Annotated in this window: 20 protein-coding genes and 1 tRNA gene; 3 read left to right on the forward strand and 18 right to left on the reverse strand. The window is 65.5% G+C overall.

The window, feature by feature from the left end; translation table 11 throughout:
- Positions 1-28 precede the first annotated feature (28 nt).
- From O7A70_RS15040 to O7A70_RS15090, 11 genes are all read right to left on the reverse strand, one after another.
- Complete coding sequence (locus O7A70_RS15040; protein ID WP_140507000.1) at positions 29-337, reverse strand: UBP-type zinc finger domain-containing protein; 309 nt, start codon at positions 335-337, stop codon at positions 29-31.
- Positions 337-2,028 (reverse strand): FAD-dependent oxidoreductase, encoded by a 1,692-nt coding sequence (locus O7A70_RS15045; protein WP_337141050.1) that lies wholly within the window; start codon positions 2,026-2,028, stop codon positions 337-339. Before O7A70_RS15045 ends, O7A70_RS15040 begins: the two co-directional genes overlap by 1 nt.
- A 151-nt stretch (positions 2,029-2,179) precedes the next feature.
- Positions 2,180-2,264 (reverse strand) — tRNA-Leu (locus O7A70_RS15050).
- Positions 2,265-2,386: 122 nt separating this feature from the next.
- On the reverse strand, positions 2,387-3,007 hold the full coding sequence (locus O7A70_RS15055) for a 2,3-bisphosphoglycerate-dependent phosphoglycerate mutase (protein ID WP_149908284.1): 621 nt from the start codon (positions 3,005-3,007) through the stop codon (positions 2,387-2,389).
- Positions 3,008-3,100: 93 nt separating this feature from the next.
- Positions 3,101-3,946 (reverse strand): 4-hydroxy-tetrahydrodipicolinate reductase, encoded by an 846-nt coding sequence (gene dapB / locus O7A70_RS15060; protein ID WP_337141051.1) that lies wholly within the window; start codon positions 3,944-3,946, stop codon positions 3,101-3,103.
- Positions 3,943-5,802: an ABC transporter ATP-binding protein gene (locus O7A70_RS15065; protein ID WP_337141052.1), complete on the reverse strand. Its 1,860-nt coding sequence runs from the start codon at positions 5,800-5,802 to the stop codon at positions 3,943-3,945. The genes dapB and O7A70_RS15065 overlap by 4 nt, the downstream gene beginning before the upstream one ends.
- A gap of 79 nt (positions 5,803-5,881) precedes the next feature.
- Complete coding sequence (locus tag O7A70_RS15070) at positions 5,882-6,928, reverse strand: glucokinase (RefSeq protein ID WP_337141053.1); 1,047 nt, start codon at positions 6,926-6,928, stop codon at positions 5,882-5,884.
- Positions 6,929-7,114: 186 nt separating this feature from the next.
- Entirely contained in the window at positions 7,115-8,206 is a 1,092-nt protein-coding gene (mepA, locus tag O7A70_RS15075; protein WP_337141054.1) for a penicillin-insensitive murein endopeptidase, read from the reverse strand.
- Positions 8,207-8,269: 63 nt separating this feature from the next.
- Positions 8,270-9,178 carry an SDR family oxidoreductase gene (locus tag O7A70_RS15080; protein ID WP_337141055.1) on the reverse strand — a complete coding sequence of 303 codons (909 nt, stop codon included), beginning with the start codon at positions 9,176-9,178 and terminating at the stop codon, positions 8,270-8,272.
- Complete coding sequence (gene queG, locus O7A70_RS15085; protein ID WP_337141056.1) at positions 9,175-10,329, reverse strand: tRNA epoxyqueuosine(34) reductase QueG; 1,155 nt, start codon at positions 10,327-10,329, stop codon at positions 9,175-9,177. Before queG ends, O7A70_RS15080 begins: the two co-directional genes overlap by 4 nt.
- The gene (locus O7A70_RS15090; protein ID WP_015314714.1) at positions 10,310-11,002 is read right to left on the reverse strand and encodes a glutathione S-transferase family protein; all 693 of its coding nucleotides are present in this window, start codon (positions 11,000-11,002) and stop codon (positions 10,310-10,312) included. The genes queG and O7A70_RS15090 overlap by 20 nt, the downstream gene beginning before the upstream one ends.
- Positions 11,003-11,321: 319 nt before the next feature.
- On the opposite strand from O7A70_RS15090, the gene O7A70_RS15095 reads away from it, so the two are divergent.
- Entirely contained in the window at positions 11,322-12,128 is an 807-nt protein-coding gene (locus O7A70_RS15095) for an undecaprenyl-diphosphate phosphatase (RefSeq protein ID WP_337141057.1), read from the forward strand.
- Between the two features lie 59 nt (positions 12,129-12,187).
- On the opposite strand, the gene O7A70_RS15100 is transcribed toward O7A70_RS15095, so the two are convergent.
- Both O7A70_RS15100 and rsmI read right to left on the reverse strand, forming a co-directional pair.
- A complete protein-coding gene (locus O7A70_RS15100; RefSeq protein WP_337141058.1) occupies positions 12,188-12,565 on the reverse strand; it encodes a YraN family protein in 378 nt (125 codons plus the stop codon).
- A 105-nt stretch (positions 12,566-12,670) separates the two neighbouring features.
- Complete coding sequence (gene rsmI, locus O7A70_RS15105) at positions 12,671-13,567, reverse strand: 16S rRNA (cytidine(1402)-2'-O)-methyltransferase (RefSeq protein ID WP_337141059.1); 897 nt, start codon at positions 13,565-13,567, stop codon at positions 12,671-12,673.
- A gap of 168 nt (positions 13,568-13,735) precedes the next feature.
- Between rsmI and O7A70_RS15110 the strand changes: the two genes are divergently transcribed.
- Together O7A70_RS15110 and O7A70_RS15115 are read left to right on the forward strand one after the other, a co-directional pair.
- The gene (locus O7A70_RS15110; RefSeq protein WP_337141060.1) at positions 13,736-13,921 is read left to right on the forward strand and encodes a hypothetical protein; all 186 of its coding nucleotides are present in this window, start codon (positions 13,736-13,738) and stop codon (positions 13,919-13,921) included.
- 7 nt (positions 13,922-13,928) lie between these two features.
- Complete coding sequence (locus O7A70_RS15115; protein ID WP_027142553.1) at positions 13,929-14,117, forward strand: hypothetical protein; 189 nt, start codon at positions 13,929-13,931, stop codon at positions 14,115-14,117.
- Between the two features lie 59 nt (positions 14,118-14,176).
- Here O7A70_RS15115 and O7A70_RS15120 read toward each other — a convergent pair whose 3' ends face one another.
- The 5 genes from O7A70_RS15120 to rph form a co-directional block, all read right to left on the reverse strand.
- Complete coding sequence (locus tag O7A70_RS15120) at positions 14,177-14,500, reverse strand: low molecular weight protein tyrosine phosphatase family protein (RefSeq protein WP_337141061.1); 324 nt, start codon at positions 14,498-14,500, stop codon at positions 14,177-14,179.
- A gap of 4 nt (positions 14,501-14,504) precedes the next feature.
- Entirely contained in the window at positions 14,505-15,683 is a 1,179-nt protein-coding gene (gene hemW / locus O7A70_RS15125) for a radical SAM family heme chaperone HemW (RefSeq protein WP_337141062.1), read from the reverse strand.
- Complete coding sequence (rdgB, locus tag O7A70_RS15130) at positions 15,680-16,357, reverse strand: RdgB/HAM1 family non-canonical purine NTP pyrophosphatase (RefSeq protein WP_337141063.1); 678 nt, start codon at positions 16,355-16,357, stop codon at positions 15,680-15,682. Before rdgB ends, hemW begins: the two co-directional genes overlap by 4 nt.
- Positions 16,357-16,767, reverse strand: a complete 411-nt coding sequence (locus O7A70_RS15135) for a VOC family protein (RefSeq protein WP_337141064.1) — start codon at positions 16,765-16,767, stop codon at positions 16,357-16,359. The genes rdgB and O7A70_RS15135 overlap by 1 nt, the downstream gene beginning before the upstream one ends.
- Positions 16,768-16,949: 182 nt before the next feature.
- Positions 16,950-17,666, reverse strand: a complete 717-nt coding sequence (gene rph, locus O7A70_RS15140) for a ribonuclease PH (RefSeq protein WP_027142558.1) — start codon at positions 17,664-17,666, stop codon at positions 16,950-16,952.
- Positions 17,667-17,807: the final 141 nt, after the last annotated feature.

Genomic DNA, 17,807 nt, shown 5'->3' on the forward strand with positions numbered 1-17,807 from the left:
ACCCGCTTTTCCCAGCTCGCTGAAGCACTCAGTAAAATCGCGGGATCGGGCCGTTCTGCGGCGTCGTGCGGTCGCCGAGGTCGAGAAAGATCTCGTCGACATAACACCAGCCCCAGCCTTCCGGCGGGTCATAGCCCTCTATGACGGGATGGCTGGTGGCATGAAAATGCTTGGTGGCATGGCGGTTGGGGGAATCGTCGCAGCAACCGACATGGCCGCAGGTGCGGCAGAGCCGCAGATGCACCCACCACGATCCGCTCTTCAGGCATTCCTCGCAGCCGAGCGCGCTCGGCGTCACGTCCTTGATCCCAGCCGCGTGTCTGCACTCGTCAGCCATCACACTCCCCCGACCAGTTGAGGCGCGTCGGCATGGCTGCCTTCCCGCGCAAGAAATGCATGCAATGCGGCCACCACCTGGGCGCCTTCGCCGACAGCCGCCGCGACGCGTTTGACGGAGCCGGAGCGCACGTCGCCGATGGCGAACACGCCGCTGCGGCTCGTCTCCATCAGCCCATGCGCCGATGCTATGTCCGATCCGGTGCGGATGAAACCCCTGGCATCCAGCGCCACGTCGGATTGGGCGAGCCAGTCGGTATTCGGGTCGGCGCCGATGAACAGGAAGAGATGGCGGATCGGCCGCGTCGTCGAGGCGCCGCTCGAGCGGTCGCGCCAGCGGATCGTGGCAAGATTGCCTTCCTCGCCGTCCAGCGCCTCGACCTCGGTGCCGGTCAGCACCTCGATGTTCGGCTGCGCCCTGATGCGCTCGACGAGGTAACGCGACATCGAGGCTTCGAGACTGCCGCCACGCGCCAGCAGCGCCACTTTCCTGACATGGCTGGCCAGGAAGACGGCCGCCTGGCCAGCCGAATTGCCGGCGCCGACCAGTGCCACTTCCTGGCCGCCGCAAAGCCGTGCCTCGATGGGCGAGGCCCAATAATGCACGCATGTGCCCTCGAACTCGGCGAGATTGGCGACATCGAGGCGGCGATAGCGCGCGCCGCTGGCGATCACCACCGAGCGCGTGCGCACCGTCTCGTCGTCGCCGACGGCAAGGTGGTAGCGCGCGCCGTCGGTGGCGGCACCGAGCAGCTTCACTTCGTCGGGAATGACCATCTCGACGCCGAATTTCTGCGCCTGGTTGTAGGCGCGCGCCATCAGCGCCATGCCGGTGATGCCCGTGGGGAAGCCGAGATAGTTCTCGATGCGCGCCGAGGCGCCCGCCTGCCCGCCGAAGGCTCGGCAATCGAGCACGATGGTCGACAGGCCTTCGGAGGCCGCGTAGACCGCCGCCGCCAGCCCGGCCGGCCCGGCGCCGACAATGGCGACGTCATAGACCTTGCTGGCGTCGACCGGCCGCAGCAGGCCGATGCAGCGGGCGAGGTCTTTCTCCGCGGGATTGAGCAGCAGCCTGCCGTTCGGGCACAGCACGACCGGCAAATGGTGGGGATCGACATGGAAGTGTTCGAACAGGGTCTTCGCGCAACGATCGGTTTTGGAATCGAGCACGCGGTGGGGCTGGCCGCTGCGGGCGAGAAAGCCCTGCAGGCGAAGGACATCGCCATTGTCGGCCGGCCCGACGATGATCGGACCGATCGTGCCGCTCTCGAGCAGCCCGACGCGGCGCAGGATCAACGCCCGCATGATGCGCTCGCCGAGATTGGCTTCCTGCACCATCAGGTCGCGCAGCCTCTGCGAGGAGATGACGAACGCCTCCACTGGCTCGGCCGCCTGCGCATTGACCAGCGAGGGACGGGCCGAAAGCTGCGCCAGTTCGCCGACGAAGCTGCCCGGGCCGTGTGTGACGATCGTCTCGCGCCGGCCGAGCTTGCCGTCCTGCGTGATGTCCACCTTGCCCGACAGGACGACGATCAGCCCCGGGGACACATCGCCGGCCTCGAAAATGTGTTCGCCGGCGGCATAGGCGCTCGCCTCACCGAACCGGCGCATGCGATCGATGTCCGCCTCGGCCAGCGTCGGGAAGGCCTGGTCGCGGCGGGCGCCGAAGATCGCGGTGGCGGATTGAGACATGACAGCGAGCGTAGCGAAGCAGGAGCGCGGTTTGAAGCGGTTTGTGTGGGGACTGGCCAGGAGGGGAGGTCATCGGGCAAGAAAAAAGCCCGGATGAACCGGGCTTTTCTCTTGAGCTTCTGAACCGATCGAATGGTTCGAAACGGGAATTTGGTGCCCAGAAGAGGACTCGAACCTCCACTCCTTGCGGAACACGGACCTGAACCGTGCGCGTCTACCAATTCCGCCATCTGGGCTGGTGCGGGCTCAATAAGCGGGCAAGCGATTGCTGTCAACGCGCTTTTTGGAACAGGACGCCAAAAGCTGGGAAGTCGCTTTAGCAAAGCTGGTGGAGCCCGCCGCCGCAACTCGCCAGCCGTCAGCCTTCCAGCACTTCCTTCGAAGCCACGGTCGAATCGGCGTTGAGCTGGTAGATCACAGGCACGCCGGTGCCGAGCTCCAGCTTGACGATCTCCTCGCCCGACTTGCCGTCCAGCGCCATGATCAGCGCGCGCAGCGAGTTGCCGTGGGCGGCGACCAGCACGGTGCCGCCGCGCAGCACGTGGGGCTGCAGATCGTGCAGGTAGTAGGGCCAGACGCGGGCGCCGGTGTCCTTCAGGCTTTCGCCGGCGGGCGGCGGTACGTCGTAGGAGCGGCGCCAGACATGCACCTGCTCCTCGCCCCATTTCTGGCGCGCGTCGTCCTTGTTGAGACCGGAGAGGTCGCCATAGTCGCGCTCGTTCAGCGCCTGGTCGCGAATGGTCTTCAGGTCGCTCTGGCCGACGGCGTCGAGAATGTGCTGGCAGGTCTTTTGCGCCCGGACCAGCGCCGAGGTAAAGGCGATGTCGAATTTCAGGCCGCGCGCCTTGAGCTTCTGGCCGGCGGCCTTGGCCTCGGCATGGCCCTGCTCGGTCAGGTCGACGTCACGCCAGCCGGTGAACAGGTTTTTCAAATTCCATTCGCTCTGGCCGTGGCGCACGAGCACGAGGGTTCTCGACATTGTTGCTCCTCTCGGGTCTGAGCAATTCCAGGAAAAGTGTGTAGCGGTTTTCCGTCCGGACTTTCATAAGAACGAAGATGGTTCTGGGTCGTTTCAGGCAAGCCCGAGCACGTCCCGCATTGAGTAAAGGCCCGGCTTTCTGCCCCGCGCCCAAAGTGCGGCCTTGACGGCGCCGCGGGCGAAGATGGCGCGATCCTCGGCATGGTGGGACAGCGTGATGCGCTCGCCGGTGCCGGCCAGGATCACGCTATGGTCGCCGACCACCGAGCCGCCGCGCAGCGCGGCGAAACCGATCGAGCCGGTTTGTCGCACACCCGTGTGGCCGTCGCGTGAACGCACGTCATTGCCGGCCAGTGCAATGCCGCGCCCGGCGGCGGCGGCCTCGCCGAGCAGAAGTGCGGTGCCCGACGGCGCGTCGACCTTGTGCCTGTGGTGCATTTCGAGGATCTCGATGTCGAAATCATCGGCATCGAGCGCGCGCGCCGCCTGTTCGACCAGCACCGCCAGCAGGTTGACACCGAGGCTCATATTGCCCGACTTGACAATGGTCGCGTGGCGCGCGGCGGCAGCAATTTTCGCATTGTCGTCAGCCGAACAGCCGGTCGTGCCGATGACATGGACGATGCGCGCCTGCGCGGCGTAGCCGGCGAACTCGACCGTCGAGGCCGGGGTGGTGAAATCGAGCACGCCATCGGCCCTGGCGAAGACCGGCAGCGGATCGCTGCCGATCGGCACATCGGTGCGGCCGACGCCTGCAAGTTCGCCTGCATCCTTGCCCAGATGAGGCGAATCCGCGCGTTCGACCGCGCCGATGACGCGGGCGCCCGGAATGGCATGGATGGCGCGGATCAGCGTCTGGCCCATGCGGCCGGCCGCGCCGACCACCACAAGTCCCATATCGCTTGCCGGCTCGCCTGATGTTGCCGATGTTTCGCTCATGCCGTGCTCCCGGCGATGTTCTCGGTCTCTAATTCCTGAACCGAAATCTCGGCCGGCACGCTGTCGTCGACAAGCCCCAGGCCCTTGACGCCCTGTATGCGGTGGAAACGGGCATAGACGCTGTGCGGGTCGGCCATCAGCGAGGCGTGCGTGCCCTCTTCGACCAGATGGCCCTGTTCCAGCACGATGATGTGGTCGGCATTGACCACGGTCGACAGGCGGTGCGCGATGACGATGGTGGTGCGCCCTTCCATGACCTTGGTGAGCGCCTGCTGGACACGGGCTTCGGCCTCGTTGTCGAGCGCCGATGTCGCCTCGTCGAGCAACAGGATCGGCGCCTGGCGCACGATGGCGCGGGCGATCGATACACGCTGGCGCTGGCCGCCGGAGAGTGTGGCGCCATTCTCGCCGACCGGCGTGTCATAGCCTTGCGGCTGCTGGCGGATGAACTCGTCGGCCGCGGCCAGGCGCGCGGCCTGTTCGATCTCGGCGTCGGTCGCCGAGGGGCGGCCGTAGCGGATGTTGTCGCGGATGGTGCCTTCGAACAGATAGGGCGCCTGCGAGACATAGGCGATCGAGCCGCGCAGCGACTGTTTGGTGACCTTGGAAATGTCCTGGCCGTCGATCTCGATCGTGCCGCTCTCGACGTCGTAGAAGCGCTGCAGCAGCGCCACCAGCGTCGTCTTGCCGGCGCCGGATGCACCGATGACGGCGGTCATCTTGCCGGCGGCGGCGACGAAGCTCAGACCCTGAAGGACAGGCGCCTCCTCGACATAGCGGAAGGACACGTTGTTGAAGCGTACTTCGCCGGTGGTGAAATGTGCCTGTGTGGCGCCTGGAGCGTCGCCCTGCTTCGGCTCGAGGTCGAGCAGTTCGTAGATCATGCGCGCGTTGACCAGCGCCCGTTCCATGCCGACCTGCATGCGCGCCAGGCGCCGCGCCGGATCATAGGCCAGGATCAGCGCGGTGATGAACGAGAAGACCGCGCCCGGCGGCTGGCCCAGAACCAGCGCCCGGTAACCGGAATAAGCGATGACGGAGGTGACGGCGAGACCAGCCAGCATGTCGGAGATCGGCGACAGCCGTTCGGAGACGCGGGCAATCTTGTTAGAGCGCTGTTCGGCGTCGTTGGCGAGCTTGCCGATGCGGCCCGACAGCTCGTCCTCCATGGTGAAGGCCTTGACGATGGCGATGCCTTGCGTGGCTTCCTGCACCGCGCCGATCAGCCGCGAATTGATGAGCACCGATTCCCGGGTTATGCGCCGCACGCGGCGGGTGAGGTAGACGACGGCCCAGATCAGCGGCGGCCCGATCAGCAGCGAGCTGAGCGACAGGACCGGATCCTGGTAGACCATGACGCCGAGAAGCCCGATCAGCGTCACGGCGTCACGGGTAATCGAGGTCAGCGTCAACGACAGCAGGTCGCGGATGCCGCCAACGTTTTCGTTGACCTGCGCCGCCAGCCGGCCGGAGCGTGTGTCGTTGAAGAAGCCGACGCCGAGCTTCATCAGGTGATCGAAGATGCGCTTCTGGTAGCGCGCCACCAGATTGTTGCCGATCTTGGCCAGCGCCACCGCCTGGCCATAGCCGGCGAAGCCGCGCAGCAGGAAGGCCGCCATGAAGCCGGCGCAGATCCACACGATCGCATCGCCACGCCGTTCGTAGAAGATCTGGTTGACCATCGGGGCCATGATCCAGGCCGTGAAGGCGGTCGTGCCCGAAACGATCAGCGAGCAGGTGATGACCATCACATAGGTCCAGCGATAGTCGTGGCTGTTCTCAGCGAGAATGCGGCGCAGCACCGCTGTGACCTCGCCGGGCCGGGCTTTCAGCTTGTTTGGAGTTTGAAGTGTCAAATCAGAGGGCTTTGTCGGTTTCCGCTTCCCGGTGGCCGGGCAATTCGGCACCCCTATTAACGCCAAGCAGCCGGCTTGCCTATGCCTTGGGGTGACTAACTTCGTCGCGCCAGCGCCGGCCCGATGTCTGGACGCCGAACAGAGAGGGGTTCCTGGCATAGGCCGCAAGGCCGAGGAGCGCCGCCAGCGGGTGGGTGATGACGTAGACCGGCATGGTGCGCATCAGCGCGCTGTGCGGCGCCTTGTCCTCGAAGGCGGCGCGGAAATTGCCTTCCTTCAGCGCCGGCACGATCTTTTGCGCGATGCCGCCGGTGAGGAACACGCCGCCCCTGCTCATGAACACCAAGGCAAGGTCGCCGGCGGTGCGGCCAAGGCAGGTGACGAAAGTCTCCAGCGCTTCCTGCGCCACGGGATCGGTCTTGGCCAGCGCCGCAGCGGTGACCTCGGCCGGCGTGGTGAAGGGCGACGGCTTGCCGTCCGCCCTGGCCACCGCCCGATAGACATTGACGAGGCCTCGCCCGGACAGGATCTGCTCGCCCGAAATGCGACCGTCGAGCTTCTCGATGTGCGGGAATACCTCGAAATCGCGGGCCGAACGCGGCCCGATGTCCATATGGCCGCCCTCGCCGGGCACCGGTATCCAGTGATGAAGCGCGTGGACCAGCCCGGCGACGCCGAGCCCGGTTCCCGGACCCAGCACGACGCGGCCGGCATTGGGCTCCGGCGTGCCGCCGCCGATCTTTTCCATCTGCTCTTCGCCGAGCGCGACGACGGCCAGCGCCTGCGCCTCGAAGTCGTTGAGCACGACAATGTCGCTCAGGCCGAGGCTGGCGAACATCTGCCGGGGCTTGACGATCCACGGACAGTTGGTGAGTTCGATCTCGTCGCCATCGACCGGACCGGCCACCGCCAGTACCGCCGAATTGGGCCGGACCGAGGAGCGATCGAGCACGGCCGACTGGATCGCCTCGTCGATGGTGCTGTAATTGGCGGTCTGGATGATGGTCGGCTCGCCGGCCTCGGAATTGGCGTCGAGCACGATCGAAAAGCGCGCATTGGTGCCGCCGATATCGCCGATCAGGATCGGAAACCGCAGCAAAGTCTCGTCATCGCCTGTGCCTGGCATGCTCTCGTCCGTCCCCCGGCGCCCTCGATGGCATTTCGCCGTTCTTCCGTTGACTAGCGCATGAGTTTGAAAAGGGAAACGGTTTTCGGACCCGGCGACGCGCAGGGAGAGGTTCTGCGGCCAAACGGCCACTGTTTCATGAAGCAGGCAGCTAAACCGATTGAGCTTGCCGGCGGCGCCCGACAATCACTTCGCGGGCGGGCGTGGACGCGGCACCGGCACGCCGACTTCGGGTGTCGCGGTGAAGGCGTTCAACACGCTTGGCAGGCCGGCCGTGCTGCTGGCCGTGACGGCGGGTAGCGACGACGCGTCGGGCTCGGGCGCGGGCGCCGCCACCGCGATCGGCACCGTGTCGCCGTGATAGGTCGCGGCCTCGGTCGAGGCAGGCCCCGGCGCGTCGAGCACCGCGCGGCATTCCTTGGGCAGGTTGGCCATCGTCATCAGGTCGCGGGCCTTGGGCGCATCCGGGTTCTTGTTGGGCCGCCACGGCTCCTGCGTGAACCACCAGGCCAGCGGCTTGCCGCAACCGTCATCATCCGGTGTGGCTTCCTGCGCCTTGCAATTGGGCGAGCCCGGCTGACAGCCGATGCGCATGTGGAAATGATAGTCGTGGCCCCAGAACGGCCTGATCTTGCGCAGCCAGCTACGGTCGCCCTTGACGGTGTCGCAGAGCTTTTTCTTGATGCCCGGATTGACCAGGATGCGCTCGACCTGCGGATAGCTCGCGGCGCGCTTCAGCAACGCCGTATGCCGCGGCGTCCACAGCGCATCCTTCACCAGATGCGTCTTGTCGTCGACCATCAGCGTGGCGCTCATGGTCTCGCGCTGCGCCCTGCTCATCGTACGTTCGGGCATCGGCGTCAGCCAGATGTCGGCGTCGAGCCCGATCTGGTGCGAGGCATGGCCGGTCAGCATCGGGCCGCCGCGCGGTTGCGCGATGTCGCCGATCAGCAGGCCGGGCCAACCGTCGGCGACGGCATCGCGCGACAATCTCTCGATCAGCGCGATCAGCGCCGGATGGCCCCAGCGGCGGTTGCGCGATGGCCGCATTACCTGCCACGTCGGACCATCCATGGGGATGGCGACGCCGCCGGAAAAGCAGCCCTTGGAATAGAAGCCGAAGGATTGCGCCGCGGTAGCCGTCGGCAGTTTCTCGGCGCCGAACAGGTCTTTTGCCCGTTCCTCGGCCGCTGCGGGCTGCGCGGCGAGACCTGCCAGGGCCAGCGCTGCCGCCAACACCGAATTTCTGGCGCCAGGCGATCGCGTCGATGATTTCATGAACCGCACCCCCGTGCCTCCAACGCCGAATCATACCACGCCAAGCGCCGCGCTTCGATCATCCTAACCCCTCGCGGCCTTCATCGGACTGCGCGGAGCGCCGTCGCGCCAGTCGCCGCTTGCCCACATGTGGTCGAAGGCGGCGCGATAGTCGGGAAAGCGAAACCGATAGCCCGCCGCCTTGATCGCCGCATTGGCGACCCGCTTGTTCTCGCCATAGAAGGACCGCGCCATGGGCGAAAGTTGGGCGGTCTCGAACGGAATTTCAGGCGGCGGCGCGACACCCATCAGCGAAGCGGCATAGGCGACGACATCCTGCGGCGGCGCCGGCTCATCGTCGGTGACGTTGAAGATGCCGCCCGTATTGCCGCCGATCAGGTGCCAGAGCGCGCCTGATATGTCGTCGCAATGGATGCGGTTGAAGACCTGGTCCGGCTTGACCAGCCGCCTGGCCGTGCCGTTTTCCAGATTGACCAGCGCGTTGCGGCCCGGACCGTAGATGCCCGACAGCCGCAGGATCGCCACCGGCCGGTCGATGTCCTCGCCAAGCTTCAACCAGTCCTGCTCGGCCTCGCCCCGCATCGTCGAGCGCTTCGAAACCGGCCGGCACGCGGCCGTTTCATCGACCCAGGCGCCGCCGTGATCGCCATAGACCCCGACGGTCGAGAGATAGCCGATCCATTTCAGGTCGGGCACCCCTGCGATCGCCTCGCGGGCGGCATTCAACACGGGATCGCCGGCTTCCTCCGGAGCGATCGAAATCACCAGATGGGTTGTTTTCTCCAGCGCTTCGCCGATGTCGCCCGTCAACTTGCCGTCGAACAGCAGCGGGTCGATGCCGGCTTGGCGCAGCGCTTCGAATTTTTCCTCGGAGCGGGTCGTGCCGAAGATCGTGACCGCTCCCGTATTGGGGCGGGCAAAGGCCTTGCCCGAATAGCCGGCGCCGAAAATGAAGATCCGCTTTTCGCTCATGCATGCGTCCTGTTTGGCCGCGCCAGGCGCCATTCCTCGCGGACGGCGCCATCGCTCTCGCTCTTCAGGCCGTTCGCGGCCCGTTCGGCATATTCGGTTTCCGGCACCAGCCGCGCCAGCGCCCATATTGCCGCGCCCCGCACCAGCGGCGAGGCGTCGCCGAGCAGGTCCCGAACGCTATCGGCAAGCGCGGCCTCGCCGGAATTGCCGGCGGCGATCAGCACGTTGCGGACAAAGCGGTCGCGGCCGATGCGTTTGATCGGCGAGCCGGAGAAGAAGGCGCGGAAGGCAGCATCGTCGAGGGCCAAAAGGTCGGCGAGTTCAGGTTCGCGCAAATCGTCGCGCGCGGCGAGCTTGGCCTCCGAAGCCGCACTTGCGAACTTGTTCCACGGGCAAGCCGCGAGGCAGTCGTCGCAGCCATAGATGCGGTTGCCGATCGCCTCGCGGAATTCATGCGGGATCGGCCCCTTGTTCTCGATGGTGAGATAGGAGATGCAGCGCCGCGCATCGAGCCGATAAGGCGCGGGGAAGGCGTCGGTCGGGCAGGCGTCGAGGCAGGCGCGGCAGGAGCCGCAATGGTCGATCTCGGCCTCGTCGGGTGCGAGCTCGGCCGTGGTGAAGATGGTGCCGAGGAACAGCCAGGAGCCGTGCTCGCGGCTGACCAGATTGGTGTGCTTGCCTTGCCAGCCCAGGCCCGCTGCTTCCGCCAGCGGCTTTTCCATCACAGGTGCGGTGTCGACGAATACTTTGACGTCGCCGCCGGCGCGCGCGACGATCTTGCCGGCGATTTCCTTCAGCCGACCCTTCATCACCTCGTGATAGTCGCGGTTTTTCGCGTAGACCGAGATCGCAGCCCGGTCGCGCCGGGCCAGCACGTCGCGCGGATCATGGTCAGGCCCATAATTCATCGCCAGCACGACGATCGAGCGCACGTCGGGCCACAGCGTGGAAGGCTCGCTACGGCGCGCAATCGTTTCGGCGATCCAGTCCATGGAGCCGTGAAAGCCGTCGGCGACGAATTCGGCCAGGCGGGCCGGCGCCAGGGGAATCGCATCGGGAGTGGTGACGGCAACGGCGTCAAAGCCGGCGCGCCGCGCCTCCGCGTCGATCAGCGCACGCAGTTTTGACGCGTCAGAAGTCGAGGTCCGCATAATGGGATACCGGCGACAAGCCGCGCACGCGGTCGGTCAGGAGCGGCCGGAACGAAGGCCGCGATTTCACCCGCGTGTACCATTCGCGCGCGGCGGGGTGTTCGCGCCAGTCGATCTCGCCGAGATAGTCGAGCACCGACAGCGTCGCTGCGGCCGCCAGATCGGCATAGGTGACCCTGCCGCCGGCCAGCCAATGACGGGTGCCGGCCAGCCAGTTGGTGTATTTCATGTGCTGGCGGATGTTGGCGCGCGCCGCGCGGATGGCGCCCGAATCGGGCGAGCCGCCGCCCGCCGTTTCCGGCATCACCGGCTTCAACACGCGTTCGCGCACCAGATGGCGCGTCACTTCGCTTTCGGCCTTGTTGAGATACCAGTCGATCAGCCTGCGGATTTCGGCGCGCTGCATCGGGTCCTCGGCGAACAGCCGCTTGTCGCGCTTGAGCACACCGCGCGTCTCATCGAGATATTCCGAGATCACCGTCGCCCCGATGATCGGCACGTCGCCCTCGGCCAGCAGGATCGGCAGCGTGCCGGCGGGGTTCAGCGCCAAGAATTCCTTGCGCCGCGTCCACGGCTTTTCCTCGATCAGCGCCAGCTCCTCGCCATACTCGCCAAAGGCGAGGCGGACGAAGCGGCAGGTGGCGAACATGGGATGGTGGAAAAGCGTCAGCATGGTTCCGCGATGATAAAGCGCACTAATGTGGTTTGGATTTGAAGTTCCTGCCCCTCAATGGCATCCGCGTTCAGGAACTTCAAATCCAAACCACATTAGAACTCAAAGTTGACAGTGGCTCAGAATCCGGAATTCGCGCATCGCGCTCGTCCCGGGTGTGGCGAATTCCGGATTGCCACACTGGCGAATCGCAGGGCGCACCGGTAAGTCTTGGCCGCCCGGTTAGCGGGCCGTCAGGGGTGTTGCGACCTATAGGGGGAGTTCGGCGCCATGACAAGCAAGCCATTCTGTTAGCCGTCACGCCAACGCCGAGGTAGAAATGGAAAGCCAGACCATCGTCGAAGCCCTGCTGCTTGGCCTGCTGGAAGGGTTGACAGAATTCATACCGGTGTCCTCGACCGGCCATATCCTGCTCGCCGGCCATTTCCTCGGCTTCCAGTCGACCGGCAAGGCCTTCGAGATTCTGATCCAGCTCGGCGCCATCCTGGCGATCCTCAGCGTCTATTTCCGGCGCCTGTGGCAGATGCTGCTCGACCTGCCGCATGACCGGCTGACGCGGCATTTCGTCATCGGCATCCTCATTGCCTTCCTGCCGGCCGCGGTCATCGGCGCGCTGGCGCACGACTTCATCAAGACAGTGCTGTTCGAATCGCCACGACTGATCTGCATCATGCTGATCATCGGCGGCGTGGTGCTGCTGGTCGTCGACCGCATGAATCTCAAGCCGGTCTATCGCGACGTCGAGCGCTTTCCGACCAGGCTTTACCTGCAGATCGGGCTTTTCCAGTGCCTGTCGCTGATCCCCGGCACATCGCGCTCGGGTTCGACCATCGTCGGCGCGCTGCTCCTGGGCGTCGACAAGCGGGCGGCAGCGGAATTTTCCTTCTTCCTCGCCATCCCGACCATGGTCGGCGCGTTCGCCTTCGACCTGTTCAAGAACCGCAACGTGCTGACCTCGGCCGACCTGCCGATCATCGCCATCGGCTTCGTCGCCGCCTTCGTCACCGCACTGTTCGTGGTGCGCTTCCTGCTCGATTACGTCTCGCGCAACGGCTACTCGCTGTTCGGCTGGTGGCGGCTGGTGGTGGGTGTTGTCGGGCTGGTGGTGCTGATGATCTGGGGGTGAGGAGCGGTCCGCACCTCCGCGCCCTCGTCATCCACGGGCGGAGCAAGGAATGCCCCGCCTCAACTCCTCCCATAAAACGCATTCGGGACATGCACGGGCCAGCGCCAGGGCAGCACGGCGACCATGTCGAAGCGCATCGACAGGCTGCCATAGTCCGGCTGGCGCGACAGCCAGATGTCGGCCGCACTCTCGATGCGGCGCTCCGATTCGTGGCCGATCGCATCCATCGCTTCGATCAGCGTGCGGCGCGCCTTGACCTCGACGAACAGCACCAGGTCGCCGCGCCGCGCGATCAGGTCGATCTCGCCAAAACGCGTGCGGTGGCGGCGGGCCAGGATGCGGTAGCCCTTCAGCATCAGCGCGACAGCCGCCAGCCATTCGCCGCGATGGCCGCGCCGGTAGGCTTTTTGGCGGCTGCCGCTCGGGCGTTCAGCCACCGCCGGCTCCGGAACTTTGCTCGACCATGGCCCCCGGACAAACGAAACCGTTTGTCCGAGAAAACCGGCTTCCACTTTTTGCATTCGCTGACCTTCGGTTCGGGATCATGGTCTGTCCTTGAGCTCGAGCAGCCGCCGATACAGCGCCTGCTTCTGGCCGCCGGTCATTTTCGCGGCTTCCGCCGCCGCCTTGGACGCCGGCATTTCGGCGGCGAGCGACAAAAGCAGGCGATCGATGTCTTCCGGTTCGTTGGCCTTGGCCTCAGCGGGGCCGATGCAGACGACGATCTCGCCTTTCGGCGTATCGGCCGCCGCATAATGGTCGGCCAGCGCTTGCAGTGTGCCGGTGCGCATTTCCTCGAACGTCTTGGTCAATTCCCGGCCGATGGCGGCTTTGCGTTCGCCGCCCAGCGCCTCGACCATGGCGCCGAGCGACTCGGCCAGCCGGCGCGGCGATTCGAAGAAGATCAGCGTCGCCGGCACCGCCTTCAGTGCCTCCAGCCGCGACAGCCGCTGGCCAACCTTGACCGGCAAAAAGCCGGCGAACAGGAAGGCGTCGGACGGCAGGCCGGATGCGGTGAGCGCGGCAAGCGGCGCCGACGGGCCGGGGATCGGCACGACGCGAATGCCCTGGCCGAGCGCCTCGCCGACCAGCCTGTAGCCGGGATCGGAGACCAGCGGCGTGCCGGCATCCGAAATCAGCGCCACGCTCTGGCCGGCTTCAAGTGCCGCGATCAGCTTCGGCCCGGCCTGGTCGGCATTGTGTTCGTGATAGGCGGTGGTGCGGCGGCGAATGCCGTAGCGGTCGAGCAGCACGCGCGACACACGCGTGTCCTCGCAGGCGACGATGTCGGCGGCGGCCAGCGTCTCCAGCGCGCGCAGCGTGATGTCGGCGAGGTTGCCGATCGGCGTCGCCACCAGATAGAGCGCCGGATCGAGCGGACGAGCCGCGATCTCGGCCTGCCCGACCACATAGCTACGCTTGCCCGTCTCGCCAGTCACCAATGCCGTCTCCGTTCAGGCCTGTTTGGCCTGCCAAATCTTGTTTGGCATGGCTGGCGCCGGCTTGCAAAACTCATACCGATGTAAGGCAATCGCCATTCCTTCGCCACAGTAGGGAACGAAACCGGGTTTGGCAGATTTAGCCCCTGATTCCCAAGGGAGGACAGGATGGACAGCCTGACGATACAGGACGCTTTCGAGCCTTACTATGCCGGCCGCAGCCGGAGTGCCGCACGCCAGGACAAACGGCTGACTGCCCGGAACGACACCAGCCTGACCAAGCAGGCCGCGAGTGCCTTGCCAACAGACGTCAGGCTTTCCGACAACAAACCCGACAGCACGACGGAGCACTGACCGGACGATGCCCAATCGCTTCGATATCTTCATCACCCGTCTTGAAACGAAAACCGCCCGCAACGGCGTACCGCAATCTCCGATAGGCGATCAGCACCGTGGCCGCCGCGACAAAGACGGCGCCAAGCCGGTCCGGAGCGGCGAGACGCATGCAGAGAAGGAGCGCGGAAAGCACCGCCACAAACACGACGCCTGATCTGGCTCAGATCGGCGAGGCGGCCGCCGAAGGCGGAGGGGCGAACGCCGGCCAGGCGCTCAGTCCAGATATCGTGAAACGCGCGCCTTCAGAAGCGCTACCAGCTCCGGGTCCATGAATTCGTAGTCGTCCGGGATGTCGAGGCAGATCACCTTGGCCGCCTTCAGGCTGGCCTTGAATTTCTTCTGCAGTTTCGTCCGGTGGATTTTCTCCATGACAAAGATGATGTCGGCCCAGGCGACAAGTTCGTGCGTCAGCGGCGTTTCGGCATCATGATTGGTTCCGGCCGAGGCGACTTCGATGTCGCGCCGCGTGGAAAACACCTGCTCGGCGGTAGGGCTGCGCAAGCGGTTCTGGCTGCAGACGAAGAGGACATTTTTCAAGGGTTTAGCGCGCCAGGTCCGCCACCACGGCGTCGAGCACGATCATGCCGGCCGGCGTGGCGCGCAGCCGCGCATTGCCGATCGGCGCCACCAGCCCTTCACCCTGCAGCACCGACAGCCGCGCGCTCGATAGGCCGCGTCCGGAAAACGCCTCGTAGCGGGAGAGGTCAATGCCTTCGGCGAGCCTGAGCCCCATCAAAAGAAACTCGTCGGCCTCTTCGGAGCGCGTCAGGAGTTCGCCGCCGGTGATGCCATGGCCCTTGGCCTCGACCAGATTGGCCCAGGTCTCCGGCATTCTCTCGGCAATCGTCACCACGCGATGGCCGTTCTCGACGAAGCGGCCATGCGCGCCAGGGCCGACGCCGACATATTCGCCGTAGCGCCAGTAGGTCAGATTGTGCCGGCTCTCGGCGCCCGGCCTGGCGTGGTTGGAAATCTCGTAAGCCGGCAGGCCGTGCGCCGATGTGATTTCCTGCGTCAACGCATAGAGATCGGCGGCGTGATCGTTGTCGGGAATGACGAATTTCTTCGCCGCGTGCAGCGCATGGAAGGGCGTGCCTTCCTCGATGGTCAGCTGGTAGAGCGACAGATGGTCGGCGGCATGGCCGATGGCCTGTTCGAGTTCCGCCTGCCAATCTTCCGGCGTCTGCCCGGGGCGCGCATAGATCAGGTCGAAGGACAGGCGCGGAAAGATTTCGCGCGCGAGCCCGATGGCGTGCAAGGCTTCCTCGACATTGTGCAGCCTGCCGAGAAAGCGCAAATCCTTGTCGTTCAGCGCCTGCACGCCGAGCGAGACGCGGTTGACCCCCGCCGCCCGGTAGCCACGGAAACGCTCCGCCTCGACCGAGGACGGGTTGGCCTCGAGCGTCACCTCGATGCCATCAGGCACCGTCCAGTTCCTGGCCACCGCGTCCAGAACCCTGGCCACCGTTTCCGGCTTCATCAGCGACGGCGTGCCGCCGCCGAGAAAGATGCTGGTCACGTCGCGCGGTCCAGTGCGCTGGCGCATGGTCGCCAACTCGGCCTCGAAGGCGGCGGCAAAGCGCTCCTGGTCGACCGGCTGGTGGCGGACATGGCTGTTGAAGTCGCAATAGGGGCACTTGGCCGCGCAGAATGGCCAATGCACGTAGACGCCGAAGCCGGGACTGCGGTCGAGCGCCATGGTGGTTGCGGGTCCGATCATGCGGAGCCAAGCCTGACCGAACCAAGCCGAGCTTGGGCGAATTTCTGGAAGGCGCGGGCGCGGTGCGACAGCGCCGTCGCCTGGCCTGGCTTCCAGCCGTGCTTTTCCTCGGCACTCATCTCGCCGAAGGTTTTGTCGAAGCCATTGGGCAAGAACACCGGATCGTAGCCGAAGCCGAGCTCGCCGCGCGGCGGCCAGACCAGCGTGCCCTCGGCCTCGCCGCGATAGTATTCGGCCTCGCCGTCGGGAAAGGCGAGGCAGATGACGGCGACGAAGCGGCCCGTGCGCCGTTCGGGCGTGGCGGCGCCGACTTCCTGCAACGCGACTTCGGTGCGCTGCATGGCCATGGCGAAATCGCGCGATCCCTCCGGCGTCTCGGCCCAGTTGGCGGTATAGACGCCGGGCGCGCCGTCGAGCGCGTCGACGCAGAGGCCGGAATCGTCCGACAGCGCCGGCAGGCCGGTCGCCTTTGCGGCGGCGAAGGCCTTGATGTAGGCGTTTTCCTCGAAGGTGGTGCCGGTTTCGTCCGGTTCGGGCAGGCCATACTCCTTGGCCGACTTCGCCTCGAAGCCGAATGGACCCATCAGGTCGGCGAATTCGCGCAGCTTGCCGGCGTTGTGGCTGGCAACGACGATCTTCTTGCCATCTAGCGTATGGAGGTTTGGTGAATGCATCAAAGGCCCCAGATTCTTGGCTCGGCGAACTCTATCGAATTGCCCGAGGGGTCGCGTATATAGATCGAACGGCCACCTTGCGGCCATTCGAATTGGCTTTCGATGGCGATTTTCTTCGCCTGAAGATGTGTTCTCCAGCTGTCGATTTCAGCGGCGCTGGCGGCAAAGCACAGATGACCCTCGCCGACCGCGCCATGCGGCGGCACTTTCAGCTTCGCATCCGGTGCGGGCGGAATTTTGGTCGCCTCGGCGTTGAAGACGAGCAGGACGCCCGGACCGCAGCGGAAGAAAAGGTGGCGGCCGTCGACCTTGCCGAGCAGGGTGAGGCCGAGGACGTCGGTGTAGAAGTGCTCAGCGGCATTGAGATCGGTGACGTAGAGGGCGGATTCCAGGATAGCGGAGGGTATCACGAGGCGCCCCCCTCTGCCCTGCTGGGCATCTCCCCCTCAAGGGGGAAGATTGGCAATTTCGATGTTGTCGCACACCCAGCAACGCTGAAAGCCAGCGAAGGCCGAGACCGTATCCGATCTCCTCCCTTGAAGGGGAGATGGCCGGCAGGCCAGAGGGGGGCGTTCAAGCTCGGCATTAAACCCTACGCCACCGCCATCTGCTGCAGGCTGACCAGCCGGGAAATGCCCTTCTTGGCCAGGCCCATAAGCGTCGCGAACTGGTCCTCGGAGAAAGGTTCGCCCTCGGCGGTGCCCTGGATCTCGACGATGCCGCCCTTGCCGGTCATGACGAAATTGGCGTCGGTGCCGGCCGAGGAATCCTCGACATAATCGAGGTCGATGACCGGCTGGCCGTCATGGATGCCGCAGGAAATCGCCGCGACATGGTCTTTCAGTACTTTCGAAACGCTGGCCATCTGCCGGGCTTCCATCCAGCGCAGGCAATCATAGAGCGCCACCCAGCCGCCGGTGATCGAAGCGGTGCGGGTGCCGCCGTCGGCCTGGATGACATCGCAGTCGACGGTGATCTGCTGTTCACCCAGCGCCTGCAGGTCGACCACGGCGCGCAAGGAGCGGCCGATCAGGCGCTGAATCTCCAGCGTGCGGCCGCCCTGCTTGCCGGCGGAGGCCTCGCGGCGCATGCGCTCGCCGGTCGAGCGCGGCAGCATGCCGTATTCCGCCGTGACCCAGCCCTTGCCGGAATTGCGCATCCAGCCCGGCACCTTTTCCTCGAGGCTGGCGGTGCACAGGACGTGCGTGTCGCCGAACTTCACCAGGCAGGAGCCTTCGGCGTGTTTGGAGACGCCGCGCTCGAAGGAGATGGCGCGCATTTCGTCGAATTGGCGTTTGGAGGGGCGCATTCGGCCTGCTTTCTTGTCAGTTTCTTGAAATCGTGGCCGGCTTTTAGACGCAAGGGGGGCAGTGCGCAAAGGAAAACGGACCGGCGATCTGACACAGGCACCCGGGGTGATCTGGCACAGACACCGGTTGCGCGCGGCCCA

This window comes from Mesorhizobium sp. Cs1299R1N1 (genome assembly GCF_037179655.1).
GTDB lineage: Bacteria > Pseudomonadota > Alphaproteobacteria > Rhizobiales > Rhizobiaceae > Mesorhizobium > Mesorhizobium salmacidum.

Bases quoted from the DNA above. Each gene is read 5' to 3' on its own strand.
- O7A70_RS15070 (WP_337141053.1), bottom strand. From the start codon at position 6,928: ATGCCAGGCACAGGCGATGACGAGACTTTGCTGCGGTTTCCGATCCTG.
- rph (WP_027142558.1), bottom strand. From the start codon at position 17,666: ATGCGCCCCTCCAAACGCCAATTCGACGAAATGCGCGCCATCTCCTTC.
- hemW (WP_337141062.1), bottom strand. From the start codon at position 15,683: ATGATCGGACCCGCAACCACCATGGCGCTCGACCGCAGTCCCGGCTTC.
- queG (WP_337141056.1), bottom strand. From the start codon at position 10,329: ATGCGGACCTCGACTTCTGACGCGTCAAAACTGCGTGCGCTGATCGAC.
- mepA (WP_337141054.1), bottom strand. From the start codon at position 8,206: ATGAAATCATCGACGCGATCGCCTGGCGCCAGAAATTCGGTGTTGGCG.
- O7A70_RS15080 (WP_337141055.1), bottom strand. From the start codon at position 9,178: ATGAGCGAAAAGCGGATCTTCATTTTCGGCGCCGGCTATTCGGGCAAG.
- rdgB (WP_337141063.1), bottom strand. From the start codon at position 16,357: ATGCATTCACCAAACCTCCATACGCTAGATGGCAAGAAGATCGTCGTT.
- dapB (WP_337141051.1), bottom strand. From the start codon at position 3,946: ATGAGCGAAACATCGGCAACATCAGGCGAGCCGGCAAGCGATATGGGA.
- O7A70_RS15115 (WP_027142553.1), top strand. From the start codon at position 13,929: ATGCCCAATCGCTTCGATATCTTCATCACCCGTCTTGAAACGAAAACC.
- O7A70_RS15095 (WP_337141057.1), top strand. From the start codon at position 11,322: ATGGAAAGCCAGACCATCGTCGAAGCCCTGCTGCTTGGCCTGCTGGAA.
- O7A70_RS15040 (WP_140507000.1), bottom strand. From the start codon at position 337: ATGGCTGACGAGTGCAGACACGCGGCTGGGATCAAGGACGTGACGCCG.
- O7A70_RS15110 (WP_337141060.1), top strand. From the start codon at position 13,736: ATGGACAGCCTGACGATACAGGACGCTTTCGAGCCTTACTATGCCGGC.
- O7A70_RS15045 (WP_337141050.1), bottom strand. From the start codon at position 2,028: ATGTCTCAATCCGCCACCGCGATCTTCGGCGCCCGCCGCGACCAGGCC.
- O7A70_RS15055 (WP_149908284.1), bottom strand. From the start codon at position 3,007: ATGTCGAGAACCCTCGTGCTCGTGCGCCACGGCCAGAGCGAATGGAAT.
- O7A70_RS15090 (WP_015314714.1), bottom strand. From the start codon at position 11,002: ATGCTGACGCTTTTCCACCATCCCATGTTCGCCACCTGCCGCTTCGTC.